This is a genomic window from uncultured Thiothrix sp., from assembly GCF_937873765.1.
Taxonomy (GTDB): Bacteria; Pseudomonadota; Gammaproteobacteria; order Thiotrichales; family Thiotrichaceae; genus Thiolinea.
The window spans coordinates 33,942-50,049 of sequence record NZ_CALMZC010000050.1 but is presented as its reverse complement, the minus strand read 5'-3'; the positions used below and the strand labels follow the sequence as shown (position 1 = coordinate 50,049).

15 protein-coding genes are annotated in these 16,108 nt (G+C 44.6%); 4 read left to right on the top strand and 11 right to left on the bottom strand.

Annotated features, from left to right (window positions below; translation table 11 throughout):
* Nucleotides 1-6: 6 nt before the first annotated feature.
* The 6 genes from Q0307_RS14460 to ndk are packed head-to-tail and all read right to left on the bottom strand — an operon-like array spanning nt 7 to nt 5,661.
* Nucleotides 7-630, bottom strand: coding sequence for a tetratricopeptide repeat protein (locus tag Q0307_RS14460; RefSeq protein WP_298661516.1), 624 nt, complete (start codon nt 628-630; stop codon nt 7-9).
* 45 nt (nt 631-675) lie between these two features.
* Nucleotides 676-1,950 carry a histidine--tRNA ligase gene (gene hisS, locus Q0307_RS14455; protein WP_298661515.1) on the bottom strand — a complete coding sequence of 425 codons (1,275 nt, stop codon included), beginning with the start codon at nt 1,948-1,950 and terminating at the stop codon, nt 676-678.
* 3 nt (nt 1,951-1,953) lie between these two features.
* Complete coding sequence (locus tag Q0307_RS14450; RefSeq protein ID WP_298661514.1) at nt 1,954-3,306, bottom strand: RodZ domain-containing protein; 1,353 nt, start codon at nt 3,304-3,306, stop codon at nt 1,954-1,956.
* 32 nt (nt 3,307-3,338) lie between these two features.
* On the bottom strand, nt 3,339-4,073 hold the full coding sequence (gene pilW / locus Q0307_RS14445) for a type IV pilus biogenesis/stability protein PilW (protein WP_298661513.1): 735 nt from the start codon (nt 4,071-4,073) through the stop codon (nt 3,339-3,341).
* 15 nt (nt 4,074-4,088) lie between these two features.
* Nucleotides 4,089-5,198: a 23S rRNA (adenine(2503)-C(2))-methyltransferase RlmN gene (rlmN, locus tag Q0307_RS14440; protein WP_298661512.1), complete on the bottom strand. Its 1,110-nt coding sequence runs from the start codon at nt 5,196-5,198 to the stop codon at nt 4,089-4,091.
* 28 nt (nt 5,199-5,226) lie between these two features.
* Nucleotides 5,227-5,661 (bottom strand): nucleoside-diphosphate kinase, encoded by a 435-nt coding sequence (gene ndk, locus Q0307_RS14435; protein WP_298661511.1) that lies wholly within the window; start codon nt 5,659-5,661, stop codon nt 5,227-5,229.
* Between the two features lie 205 nt (nt 5,662-5,866).
* Here ndk and Q0307_RS14430 point away from each other — a divergent pair, with 205 nt between their 5' ends.
* Nucleotides 5,867-7,507, top strand: a complete 1,641-nt coding sequence (locus Q0307_RS14430) for a hypothetical protein (protein ID WP_298661510.1) — start codon at nt 5,867-5,869, stop codon at nt 7,505-7,507.
* Between the two features lie 80 nt (nt 7,508-7,587).
* Here Q0307_RS14430 and Q0307_RS14425 read toward each other — a convergent pair whose 3' ends face one another.
* Nucleotides 7,588-7,791: a hypothetical protein gene (locus Q0307_RS14425; RefSeq protein WP_298661509.1), complete on the bottom strand. Its 204-nt coding sequence runs from the start codon at nt 7,789-7,791 to the stop codon at nt 7,588-7,590.
* 259 nt (nt 7,792-8,050) lie between these two features.
* On the opposite strand from Q0307_RS14425, the gene Q0307_RS14420 reads away from it, so the two are divergent.
* Both Q0307_RS14420 and Q0307_RS14415 read left to right on the top strand, forming a co-directional pair.
* A complete protein-coding gene (locus tag Q0307_RS14420) occupies nt 8,051-8,410 on the top strand; it encodes a hypothetical protein (protein ID WP_298661508.1) in 360 nt (119 codons plus the stop codon).
* Between the two features lie 145 nt (nt 8,411-8,555).
* Entirely contained in the window at nt 8,556-10,070 is a 1,515-nt protein-coding gene (locus Q0307_RS14415) for a YifB family Mg chelatase-like AAA ATPase (RefSeq protein WP_298661507.1), read from the top strand.
* A gap of 11 nt (nt 10,071-10,081) precedes the next feature.
* Here the strand turns inward: Q0307_RS14415 and Q0307_RS14410 are convergent, their stop codons facing one another.
* The 4 genes from Q0307_RS14410 to Q0307_RS14395 form a co-directional block, all read right to left on the bottom strand.
* Entirely contained in the window at nt 10,082-10,966 is an 885-nt protein-coding gene (locus Q0307_RS14410; protein WP_298661506.1) for a fumarylacetoacetate hydrolase family protein, read from the bottom strand.
* An 8-nt stretch (nt 10,967-10,974) separates the two neighbouring features.
* Nucleotides 10,975-11,727 (bottom strand): sulfite exporter TauE/SafE family protein, encoded by a 753-nt coding sequence (locus tag Q0307_RS14405; RefSeq protein WP_298661505.1) that lies wholly within the window; start codon nt 11,725-11,727, stop codon nt 10,975-10,977.
* Nucleotides 11,728-12,687 carry an MBL fold metallo-hydrolase gene (locus tag Q0307_RS14400; protein ID WP_298661504.1) on the bottom strand — a complete coding sequence of 320 codons (960 nt, stop codon included), beginning with the start codon at nt 12,685-12,687 and terminating at the stop codon, nt 11,728-11,730.
* Nucleotides 12,688-12,791: 104 nt separating this feature from the next.
* Entirely contained in the window at nt 12,792-13,589 is a 798-nt protein-coding gene (locus Q0307_RS14395; protein WP_298661503.1) for a hypothetical protein, read from the bottom strand.
* A gap of 443 nt (nt 13,590-14,032) precedes the next feature.
* Between Q0307_RS14395 and metG the strand changes: the two genes are divergently transcribed.
* A complete protein-coding gene (gene metG, locus Q0307_RS14390) occupies nt 14,033-16,081 on the top strand; it encodes a methionine--tRNA ligase (RefSeq protein WP_298661502.1) in 2,049 nt (682 codons plus the stop codon).
* Nucleotides 16,082-16,108: the final 27 nt, after the last annotated feature.

Genomic DNA, 16,108 nt, shown 5'->3' with positions numbered 1-16,108 from the left:
ATGCACTTAGGCTCCCTTACCTAGGTTATCGAGCTTGATTTTAATCAGTTCGCTAGAATTGTTTTTTGCAGACAGAATAGCACGTTCATAGGCCTTGCGCGCTTCCTCAGTTTTCTTTTGTGCGCTGTAAATATCGCCTTTTATTTCTTCTAGAACTGATTCATAAGAAGCACCATAGCTTTGGCTAGCTAATTGCAGAGCTTCGTCATACTTGCCAGCGGAGGCTAATACGCGTGCTAAACGTATCGAGGCGACATTTTTTAAATCGACATCTTTGGTATGATCAATTGCCCACCGTAAAGCAGTAATCGCAGGCTCATATTCGCCTTTTTCAGCATATTTTTTAGCAGTTTCTAAGGAGGCTAGAGCGGCATATGGTGATTTGGGATATGCAGTTTGCAATTCTTGAATGCTTTTTGCAGCTACCGCATCATCTGCAGTGGTTTGCAGCGTGCTATACAGGGCTGAAGCGCCTTCCATAGTTTTGATTTGATATTTTTGCCAATATTCCCAAGCAAACAAGGCCGCAATCGCTAAGGCAATCCCAGCAATGACTGAAATGCCATTCTCTTTCCACCACGCTTTAAGATCCTCGGCCTGTTCGTCATCAGTCTTATTATAATCAATCATGCTCAAACCCCTTCATCCAAATGCTTCTATTTACTTATTAACTGTTTAATTGAATTTACTAGCCAGATAGTGGCTCAATTCAGTGAGTTTCAAACTAACTTGCTCGATTGCAGCGTCTTGCATCGGTTTGAAACCAATGGTGCCTGCTGCTAATTCTTGCTCACCTAAAATTAGGGCATAACGTGCACCCGATTTATCCGCACGTTTCATTTGCGTCTTAATACTGCCACCACCGGCGTTCACTTGCAGCTTAAGTTTTGGTAATTCAGTGCGCAATTTTTCTGCTAAGACTATGCCTGTAGCACTGGCGTGTTCACCTGCCAAAACGAGGTAAAGATCCGGTGCAACTGCATTTAGAGTTTGTTCTTGGGTTTGCATTAGTTCTAATAAGCGCTCCATGCCCATTGCAAAACCGCAAGCAGGTGTTTCCTGCCCACCCATTTGGCTGACCAAACCATCATAGCGGCCACCCGCACAGATAGTGCCTTGCGAACCTAATTCTTCGGTGATCCATTCAAATACCGTGCGGCTGTAATAATCTAAGCCACGCACCAAACGCGGGTTAATCCGATATGGAATACCCATTGCCTCCAACATGTTACACAGTTGCTCAAAGTGCTGCTTAGACTCTGGGTCTAAATAATCATGTAGGCTCGGTGCTGCATCAGCAATCAGGCGGGTTGCTGGATGTTTAGTATCCAAAATTCGCAAAGGATTGCTATGTAGGCGTTGCTTGGCTTCTTCGTCTAAGGCATCTAAATGGGCGGAGAAATATTCAATTAATTTCTCACGATATACGGCTCTTGAGGCAGGTGTGCCCAAGGAGTTGAGTTCAAGCCGGACATTTTTTAAGCCTAGTTCTTGCCAAAGACGCGCGCTGATCGCGATTAATTCAGCATCAATATCAGGACTTGCAATCCCAAAAGCTTCTACCCCAACTTGATGAAATTGGCGATAGCGGCCTTTCTGTGGGCGCTCATGGCGGAACATCGGGCCAGTATACCAAATACGCTGCTGTTGATTATAAAATAGGCCATGTTCAATGCCTGCACGTACACAACTAGCCGTCCCTTCTGGGCGTAATGACAAGCTTTCACCATTACGATCCTCAAAGGTATACATTTCCTTTTCAACAATATCAGTGACTTCACCCACTGCACGTTTGAAAAGTTCCGTCACTTCTACAATCGGGGTACGAATTTCGCGATAGCTATAACGTGCCAATAATTGACGCACTGTACTTTCTAGATACTGCCAAGCAGCAGACTGCTCTGGCAGGATGTCATGCATCCCGCGAATGGATTGAATTGTCTTTGCCATGAATTAGTTCACTGTAAAGCGCGCGACACTGCCCCGCGTGTATTTAGCATGATCATAAGCCTGACCATTCAAATACAATTTTACTCCCGGTGCATTGCCAATTTTAAAAGTTAAAGGCGTGCGCGTCTTAAATTGTTTCCAAGTATTCGGTGAGTTGAGTGATTCGAAGATGGCGCGGTTATTGCCATCTCTAACTTGCATCCACACTTCTTGAGTAAACTCCATCCGTACTAAAACTTCACCATCAATAGGCTGCTGGGTAGTAATAGTTGTTTCAGTCGGCTTATTGGGATCCACTGCTGCGAGTGTCGTAGCTGGGTCCACTGCTGATGTAGGTGTAGAGCCTGTAGATTCTATGGCTGCAGTTGCTGGTGGAGTTACAGTGTCTAAAGTGTTCGTAGTGCCAGCAGGTATAGGAGCGACTGTACTAGTAACAGGTGCAGTATCAGGCGTAGTTCCAATCACTGCCGTAGGACTCGTAACAGTGGGAGGTATCGTTGTTGGAGTGCTAGTTACTACAGTTTCAGTACTTGGAGTATTTGCTGGAGGTATAGCCGTCGCTGGGTTTGCTAAACCTAAACTAGTGGCGGCACTAGGAGTGGCATTGGTTAAAGCTGTATTACTAGCCGTTGGATCAGTGGCAGGACTAGCGCTACTAGGTTGTACTACTTCAGAGCTAGTCACTGACGCAGGAGTATCTTGTGTAGTAGTTGCTAAGGCTGGGGAGGTAGGCGCTGGTACTGGATCAGAAGCAGTAAGGTCAGTACTAGTTCCTGTAGCAGGTATAGGTGTACCTGCTACAGGAGCAGGTTTAGATACCCTAGTCGGTACTGAACCGGGTTGAGCGGCTGCGAAGGATTGCCAGGTTTGACGCACCCACTGATTAATCCCCGGAATCATCGACAACACGCCAAGGAGTAATACTAATGCCACTAGTCCTAGCATACGAATGGTGGTTGGGGAAATACCTTGCTTATGCTGAACACGTGTCAAGGAGATCGGCGGTGGTATTGTCAATGAATCGGGATCAGCACCGCGCAATAACTCATAGGTGCGAATCAAATCCTGTGGATTACTCTCATCTAAGCGTGCATAGCTACGTAAATAACCGCGTACATAAGGAGGATCGGGTAGTTCAGCAAAGTTCTCAGTTTCGAGCGCTTTGATCATGGCGGGCGATAAGCGCATTGCAATCGCGGCTTGATCTTGATCTAACTCAGCTCGTTCGCGGCAAGCTTGTAGTTTGGCTGAAAGATCACCCGGACGCACAATACCATCATCACGTTTTTCCACTTCAGCTTGAACAATAGGCTGCTCGTCTGGTTTTACATCCATGTCTGCGTTAGTGTCCGTCACGCCCCACTCCAAAATACTTAATAGTTCAAGTTTCAGTTAATCTGTTTGGCTTCAACGCTATTTGGGAATTGCGCTATCAGCTTAGTCACACATTCTTCTGTGGCGGTTGAATCATTTAATGCCCGATTGATCTTATAACATAAGAATAGGGTTTCTGCTGTGCTCTGAGCGCGCTCATTATACCGATAAAGGAAAGCTTGTGCTTTGGCATTTTCACCACGTGCATATTCTAATTCAGCCATTTGGTATAAGGCGAGCGGGAAATTTGGGTTACGTTCCAAGGCTTTACGATAGTAACCTTCAGCTTGATCCGACACTTTCGCACTCTGCAAGCACACTCCAGCATTCGTATAGGCGAACTCGGGGGTTTCATATAAAGGGTCTTGCAAAGCAGCATTAAAGGCAGTGACAGCCGCTTTATATTGGCCCTGCTTGCACAAATGGGAGCCGTAATTATTTAGGAGTTCAGGATTTTTGCTATCCAATTGCATAGCACGTTTGAACAAACTATCTGCTTTTTGCATATTGCCTAAACGCTCTTGTAGGAGAGCGGAATAATGCAAAGCATCTTTGGAGTTGCGATTAACTTTTAAGGCTTTATCGAGGTTTTCTTGAGCAAGTTCTAAACGATTTTTCTGTAAATAGCCTGCGCCGAGTTGTGCATAATACTCTGCAGTCTGTTTCTTGCTAGTACTGCTGGAGTTAGCACAAGCAGATAGGCTAGCGGCCAGCACCGTGACGGCTAGCGATTTAGTTGTTATTCTCATCGTTGTTATTTGCTCTTAATGCCCTTGTTCAATACGGGCGAAATGTATCTCTCTACGACTGCGGTCATTCACTTCCCCGGCTAATTGACCGCAAGCAGCGTCGATATCATCGCCTCGGGTTTTTCTAGTCATTACAGTATAACCGGACTCTTGCAGGATGTCGCGAAAGCGATAAATGCGATTATTACTTGAGCGTTTATAGCGGGTATCAGGGAAGGGGTTGAATGGAATCAGATTGATTTTAGAAGGGATCCCTTGCAATAGAGCGGCTAACTCGTGCGCATGTTGCTCCGTATCATTCACGCCATCGAGCATCACATATTCCCAAGTAATATATTTACGTTGGGTATCTTTTTTATCAAGGAAACTTTGGCAAGCGGCCAGTAACTCTTTAATTGGATATTTGCGATTCAGTGGAACTAGGCGATTACGTAACTCATCATTGGGCGCATGCAATGATACCGCTAAAGATACATCTAAAGTATCCGCTAAACGTCCCATCGCCGGTAAGACGCCGGAGGTACTGACGGTGACACGCCGCCGACTTAAGCCATAAGCATTGTCATCAAGCATTAAACGTAAAGCTGCTACCACCGGCTCAAAATTGAGTAAAGGCTCGCCCATACCCATCATCACCACATTAGTTACTGCGCGTTCGCCTTTTGGATCTTTTTGCAAAGTACGTTTTGCAATCCACAATTGCCCAATAATTTCGGCAACGGTTAGATTACGATTGAAGCCTTGGCGGGCAGTGGAGCAAAAGGTGCAATCCAGTGCACAACCAACTTGTGAGGAAACACACAAGGTACCGCGATCTTCTTCAGGGATAAACACCGTCTCGATGGCGTTGCCATCCGCTAAGCGCAATACCCACTTACAAGTACCGTCAGCGGATTGTTGCTCCATGACAATTTCTGGAGCGCGAATTTCAGCGTTTTCCTGTAAGAAGGCACGGAGTGTTTTGCTGAGATTGGTCATCTGTGTAAGATCATCTACCCCCATTTGATGTAGCCATTTAATCACTTGCGTTGCACGAAACGGCTTTTCGCCTACACTGGCGAACCATTCTTTCAGCGCTTCATGACTAAAATCGAGGAGATTGACTTTTACCTTGCTAGCAGACACAGATGACCTTAGCCTTACTCAGAGATTATTAACGAGTACGTGGGCAAAGATCGCCGTCTTTACCGAAGAAATAAGCAATTTCAATTGCTGCGTTTTCTAAGCTATCCGACCCATGCACTGCATTCTCATCAATGCTATCGGCGAAATCAGCTCGAATAGTACCTTTGTCAGCATTCTTTGGATTAGTAGCACCCATCAGCTCACGATTTTTCGCCACTGCATTTTCGCCTTCTAATACTTGCACCATCACAGGGCCAGAAGTCATGAAACTCACTAAGTCCTTGAAGAAAGGGCGCTCTTTGTGTACAGCATAGAAGCCTTCAGCTTGAGCTTGGCTTAAATGAATCATGCGTGCAGCAATGATTTGCAGACCTGCATTTTCAAAACGTGCATAAATTTGGCCGATGACATTTTTCGCAACCGCATCCGGCTTAATGATAGAAATAGTACGTTCGATAGCCACAGTGGCCTCCGATAAGTTTATAGAGATATAAAGTTTTAGTTGGGGGCGACATTGTAATGCTTGCGAGAAGCTTAGGTAAACTGCTTTAAATCGCAGTTTTATGCAAAAAACAACACATTTAGTCTTACACTACTTTATAAGCACCGCTCAAGGCGCTAGGCTTAGTGCCACCTGAATGAGCTAAAAACACGAGGATAGAAGGCTAATGTCATTACTGTTGAAACACATAAGGCTAGGCGTAGCGACGATTTGCGTTGCTTTGGTTGCACCCTTGGCTCTAGCAAGTAACCAAAACTCACCCTTAGCGTCGAATACCAATGAGCTGACTGAGGATGACTCTAGCGTCCCCTTCATTGATTTATTCCGTGCGGCTTTACCCTTTGAGGATGCACGTCCTTGGTTGACCGGTGCGAATGTACAATTAGATGCTAATGGCTGGCCTGCACGCCTCAATGGACAAATTGCAGGTACGCGCTTCTTAAGCAATATGCCAGCTCAAGCCATTCCGGGTGGGCGTTATACAGTGCTCTATGAAGGGCAGGGCAAAATTCAATATGGGGGTGATGCTAAATTAGTTCAAGCTGCCCAAGGTCAAGATATCATTGATTTGTATGCGGGTGATGATAATAAATTTGATGCCACTTTGCGGATCATCGAGTCTAATCCGAACAATTATATTCGTGATATCCGTATCCTCCCACCTGATGGAGTTTGTACCAATAACCCTTTTAAGCGTGTGCCTAATGCGGGTACATGTCCCGGCAATTACCAAGCTTTTGTACAAAATTACCAACAGCAGATTTTTAATCCCGATTATTTGGATTACATGAAGGATTTCAAATCGATTCGCTTCATGAATATGAGTGGAATTAACAATAATCCGCAAAGCTCTTGGAATCAGCGTCAGAAGCTCACTGATGCGACTTGGGGAGGAAATCAAACGAATCGGGGCGCTCCGATTGAGATTCAAATTGAGTTAGCCAATCGTTTAAATGCACATCCGTGGTTTACCATCCATCATGCTGCGGATAATAATTATGTGATGCAATTTGCACAGTTGGTTAAGCAGCGCTTACGTCCTAATTTGAAGCCCCATATTGAATACAGTAATGAAACTTGGAACTTTATTTTCCTCCAAGGTAATCATGTACGTGATATGGGCATGGCGCGGCGCTTAGATACGAATAAAAATCGTGCAGGTTATCGCTATTACTCTGAACGTTCGGTAGAAATTTTCCGGATTTGGGAGCAGGTTTTTGGCGGCTCTCAGCGCTTAGTGCGGATTCTTTCTGGTTGGACGATCAATGAGGAAGTGGCTGAAACGATTTTAAGCCATAAAGATGCCTATAAGTCAGCGGATGCATTCGCGATTGCTCCTTATTTCTTCGGTGACCATCAATCAATTCAGTTAGTTCGCAATCTAGATGAAACCTTTCGGTTGATGACTGATGATCAGTATCGCTATTCCATTAACAATCTACTGGGTTTTATTCGTAAGCAAAAAGCGATTGCTGATAAATATGGCTTACCTTTAATGGCCTATGAGGGTGGGCAAGGTTTGGTCGATTTCAAAACGACTCATGATATGCAAATGCCCAATCCGTTGCTTTATCAAGCTAACCGTCATCCACGCATGGGTGCTCTATATACTCAGTTTTTAGAAGGTTGGAAGCGTGAGGGGGGAACTTTATTCGCACACTATTCTTCCCCGCGTACTTATCGTCGCTACGGCTCGTGGGGGAGTAAAGAATATATTAATCAACCTTTAGGACAAGCTTACAAACATCAAGCCTTGTTAAACTTTATCCGTAGTCGTCCGTGTTGGTGGGCTGGCTGTCAACAATAGCAATCAAGGATACTAGCAACAAAAACGCCACTCATTGCAGTGGCGTTTTTTTATAAATTGATTTAATCATTTTTAAAATTTTAAGCTTTACCTTTGCGACTCGTTTTAGATTTTTTTGTTTCTTCCAAAAATACTAAAGCTAAGCCTCGACTCAACAAAACCGTTAAACCCCCAAGTATTACCCCCCAAATAGTTAAATACAGCAATAAGTTTAATAATGGCTTGAGTAACTGTGGCTCAACGGTTATATCAGCCTTAGCATAGAATTCAAAGACATAGCCCAAGCTAGCTCCTAAGATTAGGCCAATAGTAAAGTAGATGATGGGGCGGGAGTTTAGCAAGTTCATCTAAGTCTTATAGCAGGAGGAGTTGCTGAGTTAATGCACATTTAGACTAACTGGGTATAAATCCGGGACAAAATGTGTAAATAAAATGAATTAATGACAGAACTTTAAACGCTTCTTTTCAATATGGCGTCTTATTAAGCAGTGAACTTAGGATAAGGTTCACTTTAGGGCAACAAAATAATCTAAGGAGCATAACATGAATAACAAATCGATCTTGTTGAGAGGTTTGCTTTACAGCTTGGTCTTGGTGTTAGTAGGATCATTAGCACAAGCCTCACCCATTGCATTGAAAAGTAGTGTCAATGCTATTCAAGCAGAGCATGCTAGGAAAATCGCTGAAGGGTATCGTACTGGTGCCTTAACTGAGCAAGAGCGCACTAGCCTCATCAATCAACAAAATCGAATTAAAATCATTGAAGCACGCTTTCGCCAAAATGGGCTACAAGCGAATGAACGCCGTCAACTCTTAACTTTACTACGTTGGGCTGAGCGCACGATTCAAGCTAAATTGACAAATAAAGAGCGTGTAACGCTGAATAATCCGTCTTTACACTAAAACGTAAACGGTTTTTATGCTTTAGCAAATGCTTGCTTAGTAGGCATTTGCTAGTAATAGCCTTTTATCGTTCCAGCTTGAGTTTGAGGTGTATAACGCGCAAGATTTTCCATGCATTAAAAATAACCATAATAAAAAATACCCCATGAGCCTTGCGATTGTATATAGCCGCAGCAATGCCGGCCTTGATTCTCCTTTAGTCAGTGTTGAAGTGCACTTAGCCAATGGTTTACCTAGCTTTTCGATTGTCGGGATGCCCGAAACTGCCGTCAAAGAAAGTCGTGATCGAGTACGCGCTGCCATTATTAATTCGGGTTTAAATTTTCCAGTGAAGCGTATTACCGTCAACCTTGCGCCAGCCGATATTCCTAAGGATGGAGGACGCTTTGATTTACCGATTGCCCTAGGTATTTTGGCGGCTAGTGAACAAGTTCCTCAGGAGCAATTAACGGGTTATGAGTTTTTAGGTGAGTTATCTTTAGGTGGGCATTTGCGCGGTGTGCGAGGCGTCTTACCAACGGCAGTAAAAGCTCATAGCATGCGCCGTAAATTGATTTTACCTTTAGATAATGCGGATGAAGCTTGCCTCATTAAAGGCTTAAAGGTTTATCCGGCGCGTAATTTGCAAGAAGTTGTTAAGCACTTGCAAGGTGATGAGGCCTTGCCGCGTTGGGAACAAACGATTCAAGTTCAGGCTCAGCGTTATCCTGTTGATCTTGCTGATGTTAAAGGCCAATTCCAAGCCCGCCGCGCTTTAGAAATTGCCGCCGCCGGTGGACATAATCTTTTAATGGTAGGGCCACCCGGAACAGGTAAAACGATGTTGGCTAGTCGTTTAGTCACAATTCTGCCCGATTTAAGTGAACAAGAAGCCTTAGAGTCTGCGACGATTGCTTCCATCAGCCATCAAGGTTTTGATGTTAGTCGTTGGGGGCAACGTCCGGTACGCGAACCGCATCATACATCGTCCGGTGTGGCTTTAGTCGGTGGCGGTTCACAAGTTTTACCTGGGGAAATTTCATTAGCACACCATGGGGTCTTATTTTTAGATGAACTCACCGAATTTGAGCGTAAAACTTTAGATACCCTGCGCGAGCCTTTAGAAACAGGAAAGATCACCTTATCACGTGCGGCACGCCAAGCCACTTATCCCGCACAATTTCAGTTAGTCGCGGCGATGAATCCTTGTCCTCAAGGGCGTGCTTGTGATTTTCAAACCAACTGTGAATGTACGCCTGAACAGCAAAAACGCCATCGGATGCGTATTTCTGCACCTTTTTTAGATCGGATTGATTTACAGGTGGATGTGCCACGAGTGCGTCAAGAGGATTTGCAATCTCTAGTCGTAGCTGAGGGTAGTGTTGAAGTGCGTAGCCGAGTAGAGCGTGCCCGTGAGCGCCAACAGCGACGTCAGCACAAGATCAATAATCAGCTTGCAGGCTCAGAGGTCAATCAATACTGTACCTTGAGCAAAAAAGATCAAAACTTATTAAGCCATGCGATGGAACAATTTAAACTGTCAGCACGGGCTTATCATCGCATTTTGAAAGTAGCGCGCACCATTGCCGATTTGGCAGAAAGTGAAGGTATTCAGACCAAGCATTTATCGGAAGCTTTGTCGTATCGTGCTTTGGATCGTTTAGCAGCGATGAGTGCCTAGAGTTATTTAGCCTATCTAATTGACCCAATCTGATTCCGTAACACCCCAATCTTTTCCACTTCACATTCCACTATATCGCCCGGATGCAAATATTCGGGCGGATTGCGTGCAAACCCGACCCCACTGGGTGTTCCTGTGGCAATAATATCACCTGCTTCTAAAGGCATGGCACGCGATAAAGTCGCAATGATTTCCGCGATTTTGAACAGCATATAGCCAGTATTAGAGTCTTGTTTGGTGATGCCATTCACACGGCAAAAAATCTTGAGATTGTGTGGATCAGCAATTTCATCTTTGGTAACAATCACCGGGCCAATCGGGCAGCCACCCTCAATACTTTTACCCAAAAAATATTGCTTATGATTCAGTTGAATATCACGTGCGCTAATATCATTAATCACGGTATAACCGAACACATAATCTAGCGCATTTTCAGGGCTGATTTTACGCCCAGCTTTGCCAATAATGACCCCTAACTCCGACTCCCAATCCAATTGCGAACAAGTGTCTGGATCATAAGGAATATCAGCTTCATGCCCAATCACACTCGACACGGATTTGGTAAATACTATCGGGTAAGCGGGTTTTTTTGCGGTTTTGCCAGTGAGATTTAATGCTTCTTCAATATGCTCGAAATAGTTTAAACCCAGACACATGATATTTTTGCGGGGACGCGGAATGGGGGCGAGCCATTGCACATCTTTTGCAGCCACTTGCATCTTCGGCGTGACTTGGCTTAGAACTGCCTTGAAATCGATATTTTGCTCAATCAGGCTTTGCAAATCTTGCCAGCTAGCTTGCACAAAACTGGGTTCGAGTGCGGGTAAAATTAAATGATCGTCTTGTTCAATAAATACATAGTTTTGATGTTGATAACGACAAGTTCCTAAACGCATAAATTCTCCTAAAATCCTTTCAAACCGTCGTACATTAATTTCAAGCCCGTCACAAACAGTACAATATAAGTGATCTGATAAAACAGCTTATCCGATACGCGCTTATGTAAGTATACGCCCACTCCAATTGCGAGGGCAGCGAGTGGCAAGAGCAGTAGTGAGATTTTGATATTGCTGAGATTGAGTTGCCCAAGTAGTGCATAGGGAATGAGTTTGAAGTAGTTCACGATGGTGAAAAACAGCACAGTGGTGGCTTGTAGGGTGGTTTTATCGAGCTGTTGGGGTAGCAGATAAACACTCAAAGGTGGCCCACCCGTATGGGAAACAAAACTAGTCAGACCAGAAGTAAATGCCCAAAAGCGCCCCGCATTGGGCCCCGGTTTATTTTTAATCCAGCGTTGTGCGGGTTTGAACCAATTGTTTAAGGCAAAGCCGGTCGAAATGAGGCCAATCACAAAGCGAATGTGATCAGCGTTGAGATATTGGAAAGTTAATGCGCCCACTATTGTGCCGATTAAGGCAGCGGGAACCGTGATTTTAATATGTTCCAATGACCAACGTCGCCAATAAGCCCGCATGGCCATCAAATCCATCGTACAAAGTACGGGCAATAAAATTGCAGCCGCAAGCATTGGTGGCATGGCAAGCGCCATAATGGGTACGGCAAGCATACCGAAGCCGCCACCAAAGCCACCTTTAGAAATCCCAACAATGCTGACCGCGACAACAGTCAGCAGCCATGCTTGTATGCTCCCATCCATTTAGGCTGCTTTCGCCCGACGTTGCAGCCAAACTTCTAAACCTTGACCATTAAGGTTAATATCGAGTGCTAATAAGTCACGGATTTTTTCTTCGCTGAAACTCACTCCATGAGCTTTGGCACTCGCTATAAAGTTCTGGGCAATTTTTTCTTGAATGCGCTCCAAACGGCCTTCGGGCTGTGACTCCTCGCTTAAGGCGATTTCAACCATATCTTGCAAACTTTGTCGCAACAGTGGAAAGAGCCGCTCTAATTCAGTGACACGGCTATAGTGAGTGAGCAGCATGGCTTGCGGCTGTTTGTTGGCGTATTTAACGAGTGTGTTTCTCCAGCCTTCGGGGTCGAAAGCTGTAGGAGTTGTGGTCGCGAATAACCAAGCACCGTTATTGGTGTCGAATTCGCGATAGGAAATACCGAAAGTATCGCCGGTGAACCATGACTGAGTTTTTTCATCAAAAATGCCGCCATGATGATTGGCATGGCCGGGTGTATCGTAAAAACTGAGCCTGCGCCCGTTTAACTCAAACTCAAAACCATCTTCTGCGGCAATCACGCGCTCCTTGGGCACGGGTGTTAGCGTTCCATAATCGCGGGCAAAAACTTCAGCTCCATAGACTGCCGTCGCCCCCGCGATGAGTTTTGCAGGATCAATCATGTGTGGCGCACCTTTGGGATGCACAAGCATGGTCGCATTCGGGCACAAGCGCATCAGCTCACCCGCACCACCTGCGTGATCGAGATGCACATGCGTCGGAATCACATATTTCACATTTTCTGGCTGCAAACCCACATCTGCCAAAGCTTGCATAATCAAGGGGACGCTGTGATAAGTGCCACTATCTACAAACGCCGCCGCATCGCCTTCTACGATTAAATAACAGGCGGCAAAATCATCGCGGCATAAGGCCGTGTCAATGCAATAAATACCATCGCCTAAATCTTGGAAGCGGGTTTGGGACATAGGGGACTCCTTGGCTGGTCGATCTGTGCTTTTTGAGTTGGGCATGGTGCAATAAAAGCGAGCTTGGCTCAAGTTATCTGTAAGTGCTTAGCTATTCTGAAAATTTAGTTAGTTTTATAGGGTGTGAAATGAGTAATTCCAAATTCAGGTATGTTATTTGGGTTGAAGGCATAAGTTGCATCCGATTCATCTAGTGTCTCTGCGTGTAGATCGATGGTTTGCTCAGGTACCAAAGTGGTTGATAAGCTAATAGATAAGTCATAGTTAGTTTTAGCTGTTTTGTTGTTTTGCATAATGAGTTTTAGCCCTTCGTATTTCACTTGTTTTAGTTCATCAATGAGCGCATGGTTCTTTTCTAACTCTTTGAAAGCTTGTTTAAGAAAGCCTTTAACATTTGTCGAGCAGTGAGATAAAGCATTTTCCAAGGGTATAGCTTTGAGTTTTAAGAAAAGCGCTAGAGCATAGCTATGTTCTGCCTGACTTAAATAGCCACCACTAGAGGTTTGCCAGCCTGAGGCATCAATAGTGCTGTATTGTTTTAATTTGAAAGCGGCATTGGCCTGAAAGATTCCAAACCCTAAGAAAGTAGCACATAAATCAGTAGCAAACTCCCAGTTAGCCCAACCTCCAGGCGGTGGTTCTTGCGTACTAGCTGTCAAATAATGAGCTAATTCATGTGCGAAAGTAGCTACCATTTGCTCTGGATCAGCCAGTATTTTTGGATTGTAAGTAATGATTGCTTCTTGATTCGCAGTGACTGAAAAAGTGCCTAAAGGACTGCTATTCGGATATTTAATACTTAAAGTAGGAGCGATTTTTAGTTCAGGATCTGGTGTTTGAGCTTGTAGCTTAACAGGCCAATTTTTTAGCCCAGCTAATTGCTTAACTTGCTCAAAAGTCATCTGTGCAGCTAGTTCATCGGAGTTAACAATAGACGGAAAGAATTCTCTAGTAGGGAGTACTAGCTGAGTCTGTTTATAAAAATAATCTCCACCAAAATGTCGAAGCAGCCAACGAAAACATTCAATCTGAAATAACAAAGTCATTTTCTAGTAGCAAAGGCTTGTTGCGAAAGGGATTCCACATAAATATTGAGGCTCTCTAGTTTAAATTGATTTCAAAGTTTTAGCTTAGCTTAAGGCTACTTGGTGCGGGTATTAAATCAACTTTAAATGCTTAAATGAAGTGTTGAAAGTATTCACATCAGCGCTTAGGGCTGTTTAGCATTTTAGTGGTGGACAGAAGCGCAACTGGGTTTGGAACTGCAGTTAAGTTTTGGCACAAGTAGCACAAAACCCCACAACCTGCTACCTTATCGCCCTTAGTCAGGACTCCGGATTCAGCAATGCAGCCAAGAAAAATACTGGTCACTTCAGCTTTACCTTATGCCAACGGTAGCATTCATCTTGGGCACATGGTTGAGCATATTCAGACCGATATTTGGGTGCGTTTTCAGCGCTTACGCGGTCATGAATGCTATTACGTGTGCGCCGATGATGCTCATGGCACACCCATCATGTTGAAAGCGCAAAAAGATGGCATTACGCCTCAAGCGTTGATTGATCGTGTCTATCAAGAGCACACCCGCGATTTCGCGGGATTTAAGATCAGCTACGATAATTTCTATACGACGCATTCCGAAGAAAATCGCTATTTTGCCGAATTCATTTATAAGGCTGCTTGCAAGAATGGGGATATTGAAAAGCGTACAATCCGCCAAGCTTATGATCAGCAAGCACAAATGTTCTTGCCTGATCGCTTTATCAAAGGCGAGTGCCCACGGTGTGGTACACCGGATCAATACGGCGATAATTGCGAAGTCTGTGGTGCAACCTATTCACCCACCGATTTAAAAAATCCCGTCTCAGCAATTTCTGGCACAAAGCCAGTTGAGAAGGAAACCGAACACTATTTCTTTAAGCTGGGCAATTTTGAAAGCTTTTTGCGCGAATTTTTACAAAGCAGTGCAGTACAAAAAGAAATCGCTAATAAACAAATGGAATGGTTCGAGTCGGATCAAGGCTTGAGCGATTGGGATGTTTCCCGCGATGCGCCTTATTGGGGATTCAAGATTCCGGATACAGCCGACAAGTATTTCTATGTCTGGCTGGATGCGCCGATTGGCTATTTAGCCAGCTTCAAAAATCTCTGTGATCACATCGGCTTAGATTTTAACGAGTTCTGGAAGCCTGACTCTAGCGCAGAGGTGCATCATTTCATTGGTAAAGATATTGCGTATTTCCATACCTTATTCTGGCCTGCTTTGCTAAAAAGTGGCGGTTTCCGTAGCCCTACTGCGGTGCACTGTCACGGCTTTTTGACGGTAAACGGCGCGAAAATGTCAAAATCGCGCGGTACTTTTATTCAAGCCGAGAGTTATTTACGGCATTTAAATCCAGATTGTCTGCGTTATTATTTTGCTAGCAAGCTGAGTAATGGCGTGGATGATATTGATTTAAGTTTGGATGATTTTATTCAGCGCGTGAATAGTGATTTAGTCGGCAAAGTTGTGAATATTGCTTCACGCTGTGCAGGCTTTATTACTAAACGCTTTGACAATCAATTAGCCGCTGAATTACCTGATCAGACTTTATATGCAGAATTTGTGTCTGCTAGTGAAAGTATTGCAGAATCCTTTGAAAGCCTTCGTTATAGTCAGGCAATTCGCGAAATTATGCAGCTTGCGGATAAAGCCAATCAGTATGTAGATGAGCATAAACCTTGGGTTTTAGCGAAGGACGAAACGCGTGCGGCTGAGGTGCAAGCCGTTTGCACACAAGGTATTAACTTATTCCGTGCGATTGTCACTTATTTAAAACCCGTTGTGCCGCAATTGGCGGCTGATGCAGAAACCTTCTTAAATGCGGGTGAATTGACTTGGGCTAGCGTATCAATGCCGTTAGTCGCTAGCCAAATTAACCCCTTCAAAGCCTTAATGACGCGCATTGAGCGCACTGCGGTGGATGCGATGATTGCCGATAACCAACAAGCTTTAGAACAAGCGACTGCACCAATCCCAACTACTTTGGAGTCAGCAAAAACACATTTAAGTACCGATCCTATTAGCCCTGAAATTCAATACGAGGATTTCGCTAAATTGGATTTTCGGGTCGCGAAAATTGTGAAAGCCGCTGCAGTTGATGAGGCAGATAAGCTCGTGCAACTGACCCTCGATTTGGGCGGTGAGACCCGTAATGTCTTTGCAGGCATTAAGTCAGCCTACCAACTCGCCGATTTAGAAGGGCGTTTAACCGTGATGGTTGCGAATTTAGCGCCGCGTAAAATGCGCTTTGGTATCTCCGAAGGTATGGTGTTAGCCGCAGGCCCTGGTGGAAAAGATATTTTCGTACTCACTCCCGATAGCGGTGCTGAACCCGGTATGCGCGTAAAATAATTCATTTATACTGCGCTTGAACTCTAT

What these genes read in the sequence shown, in the direction of transcription:
- Q0307_RS14460 (WP_298661516.1), bottom strand. Translation starts at nt 630, where the DNA reads ATGATTGATTATAATAAGACTGATGACGAACAGGCCGAGGATCTTAAA.
- hisS (WP_298661515.1), bottom strand. Translation starts at nt 1,950, where the DNA reads ATGGCAAAGACAATTCAATCCATTCGCGGGATGCATGACATCCTGCCA.
- pilW (WP_298661513.1), bottom strand. Translation starts at nt 4,073, where the DNA reads ATGAGAATAACAACTAAATCGCTAGCCGTCACGGTGCTGGCCGCTAGC.
- Q0307_RS14430 (WP_298661510.1), top strand. Translation starts at nt 5,867, where the DNA reads ATGTCATTACTGTTGAAACACATAAGGCTAGGCGTAGCGACGATTTGC.
- Q0307_RS14420 (WP_298661508.1), top strand. Translation starts at nt 8,051, where the DNA reads ATGAATAACAAATCGATCTTGTTGAGAGGTTTGCTTTACAGCTTGGTC.
- Q0307_RS14415 (WP_298661507.1), top strand. Translation starts at nt 8,556, where the DNA reads ATGAGCCTTGCGATTGTATATAGCCGCAGCAATGCCGGCCTTGATTCT.
- Q0307_RS14410 (WP_298661506.1), bottom strand. Translation starts at nt 10,966, where the DNA reads ATGCGTTTAGGAACTTGTCGTTATCAACATCAAAACTATGTATTTATT.
- Q0307_RS14405 (WP_298661505.1), bottom strand. Translation starts at nt 11,727, where the DNA reads ATGGATGGGAGCATACAAGCATGGCTGCTGACTGTTGTCGCGGTCAGC.
- Q0307_RS14400 (WP_298661504.1), bottom strand. Translation starts at nt 12,687, where the DNA reads ATGTCCCAAACCCGCTTCCAAGATTTAGGCGATGGTATTTATTGCATT.
- Q0307_RS14395 (WP_298661503.1), bottom strand. Translation starts at nt 13,589, where the DNA reads ATGACTTTTGAGCAAGTTAAGCAATTAGCTGGGCTAAAAAATTGGCCT.
- metG (WP_298661502.1), top strand. Translation starts at nt 14,033, where the DNA reads ATGCAGCCAAGAAAAATACTGGTCACTTCAGCTTTACCTTATGCCAAC.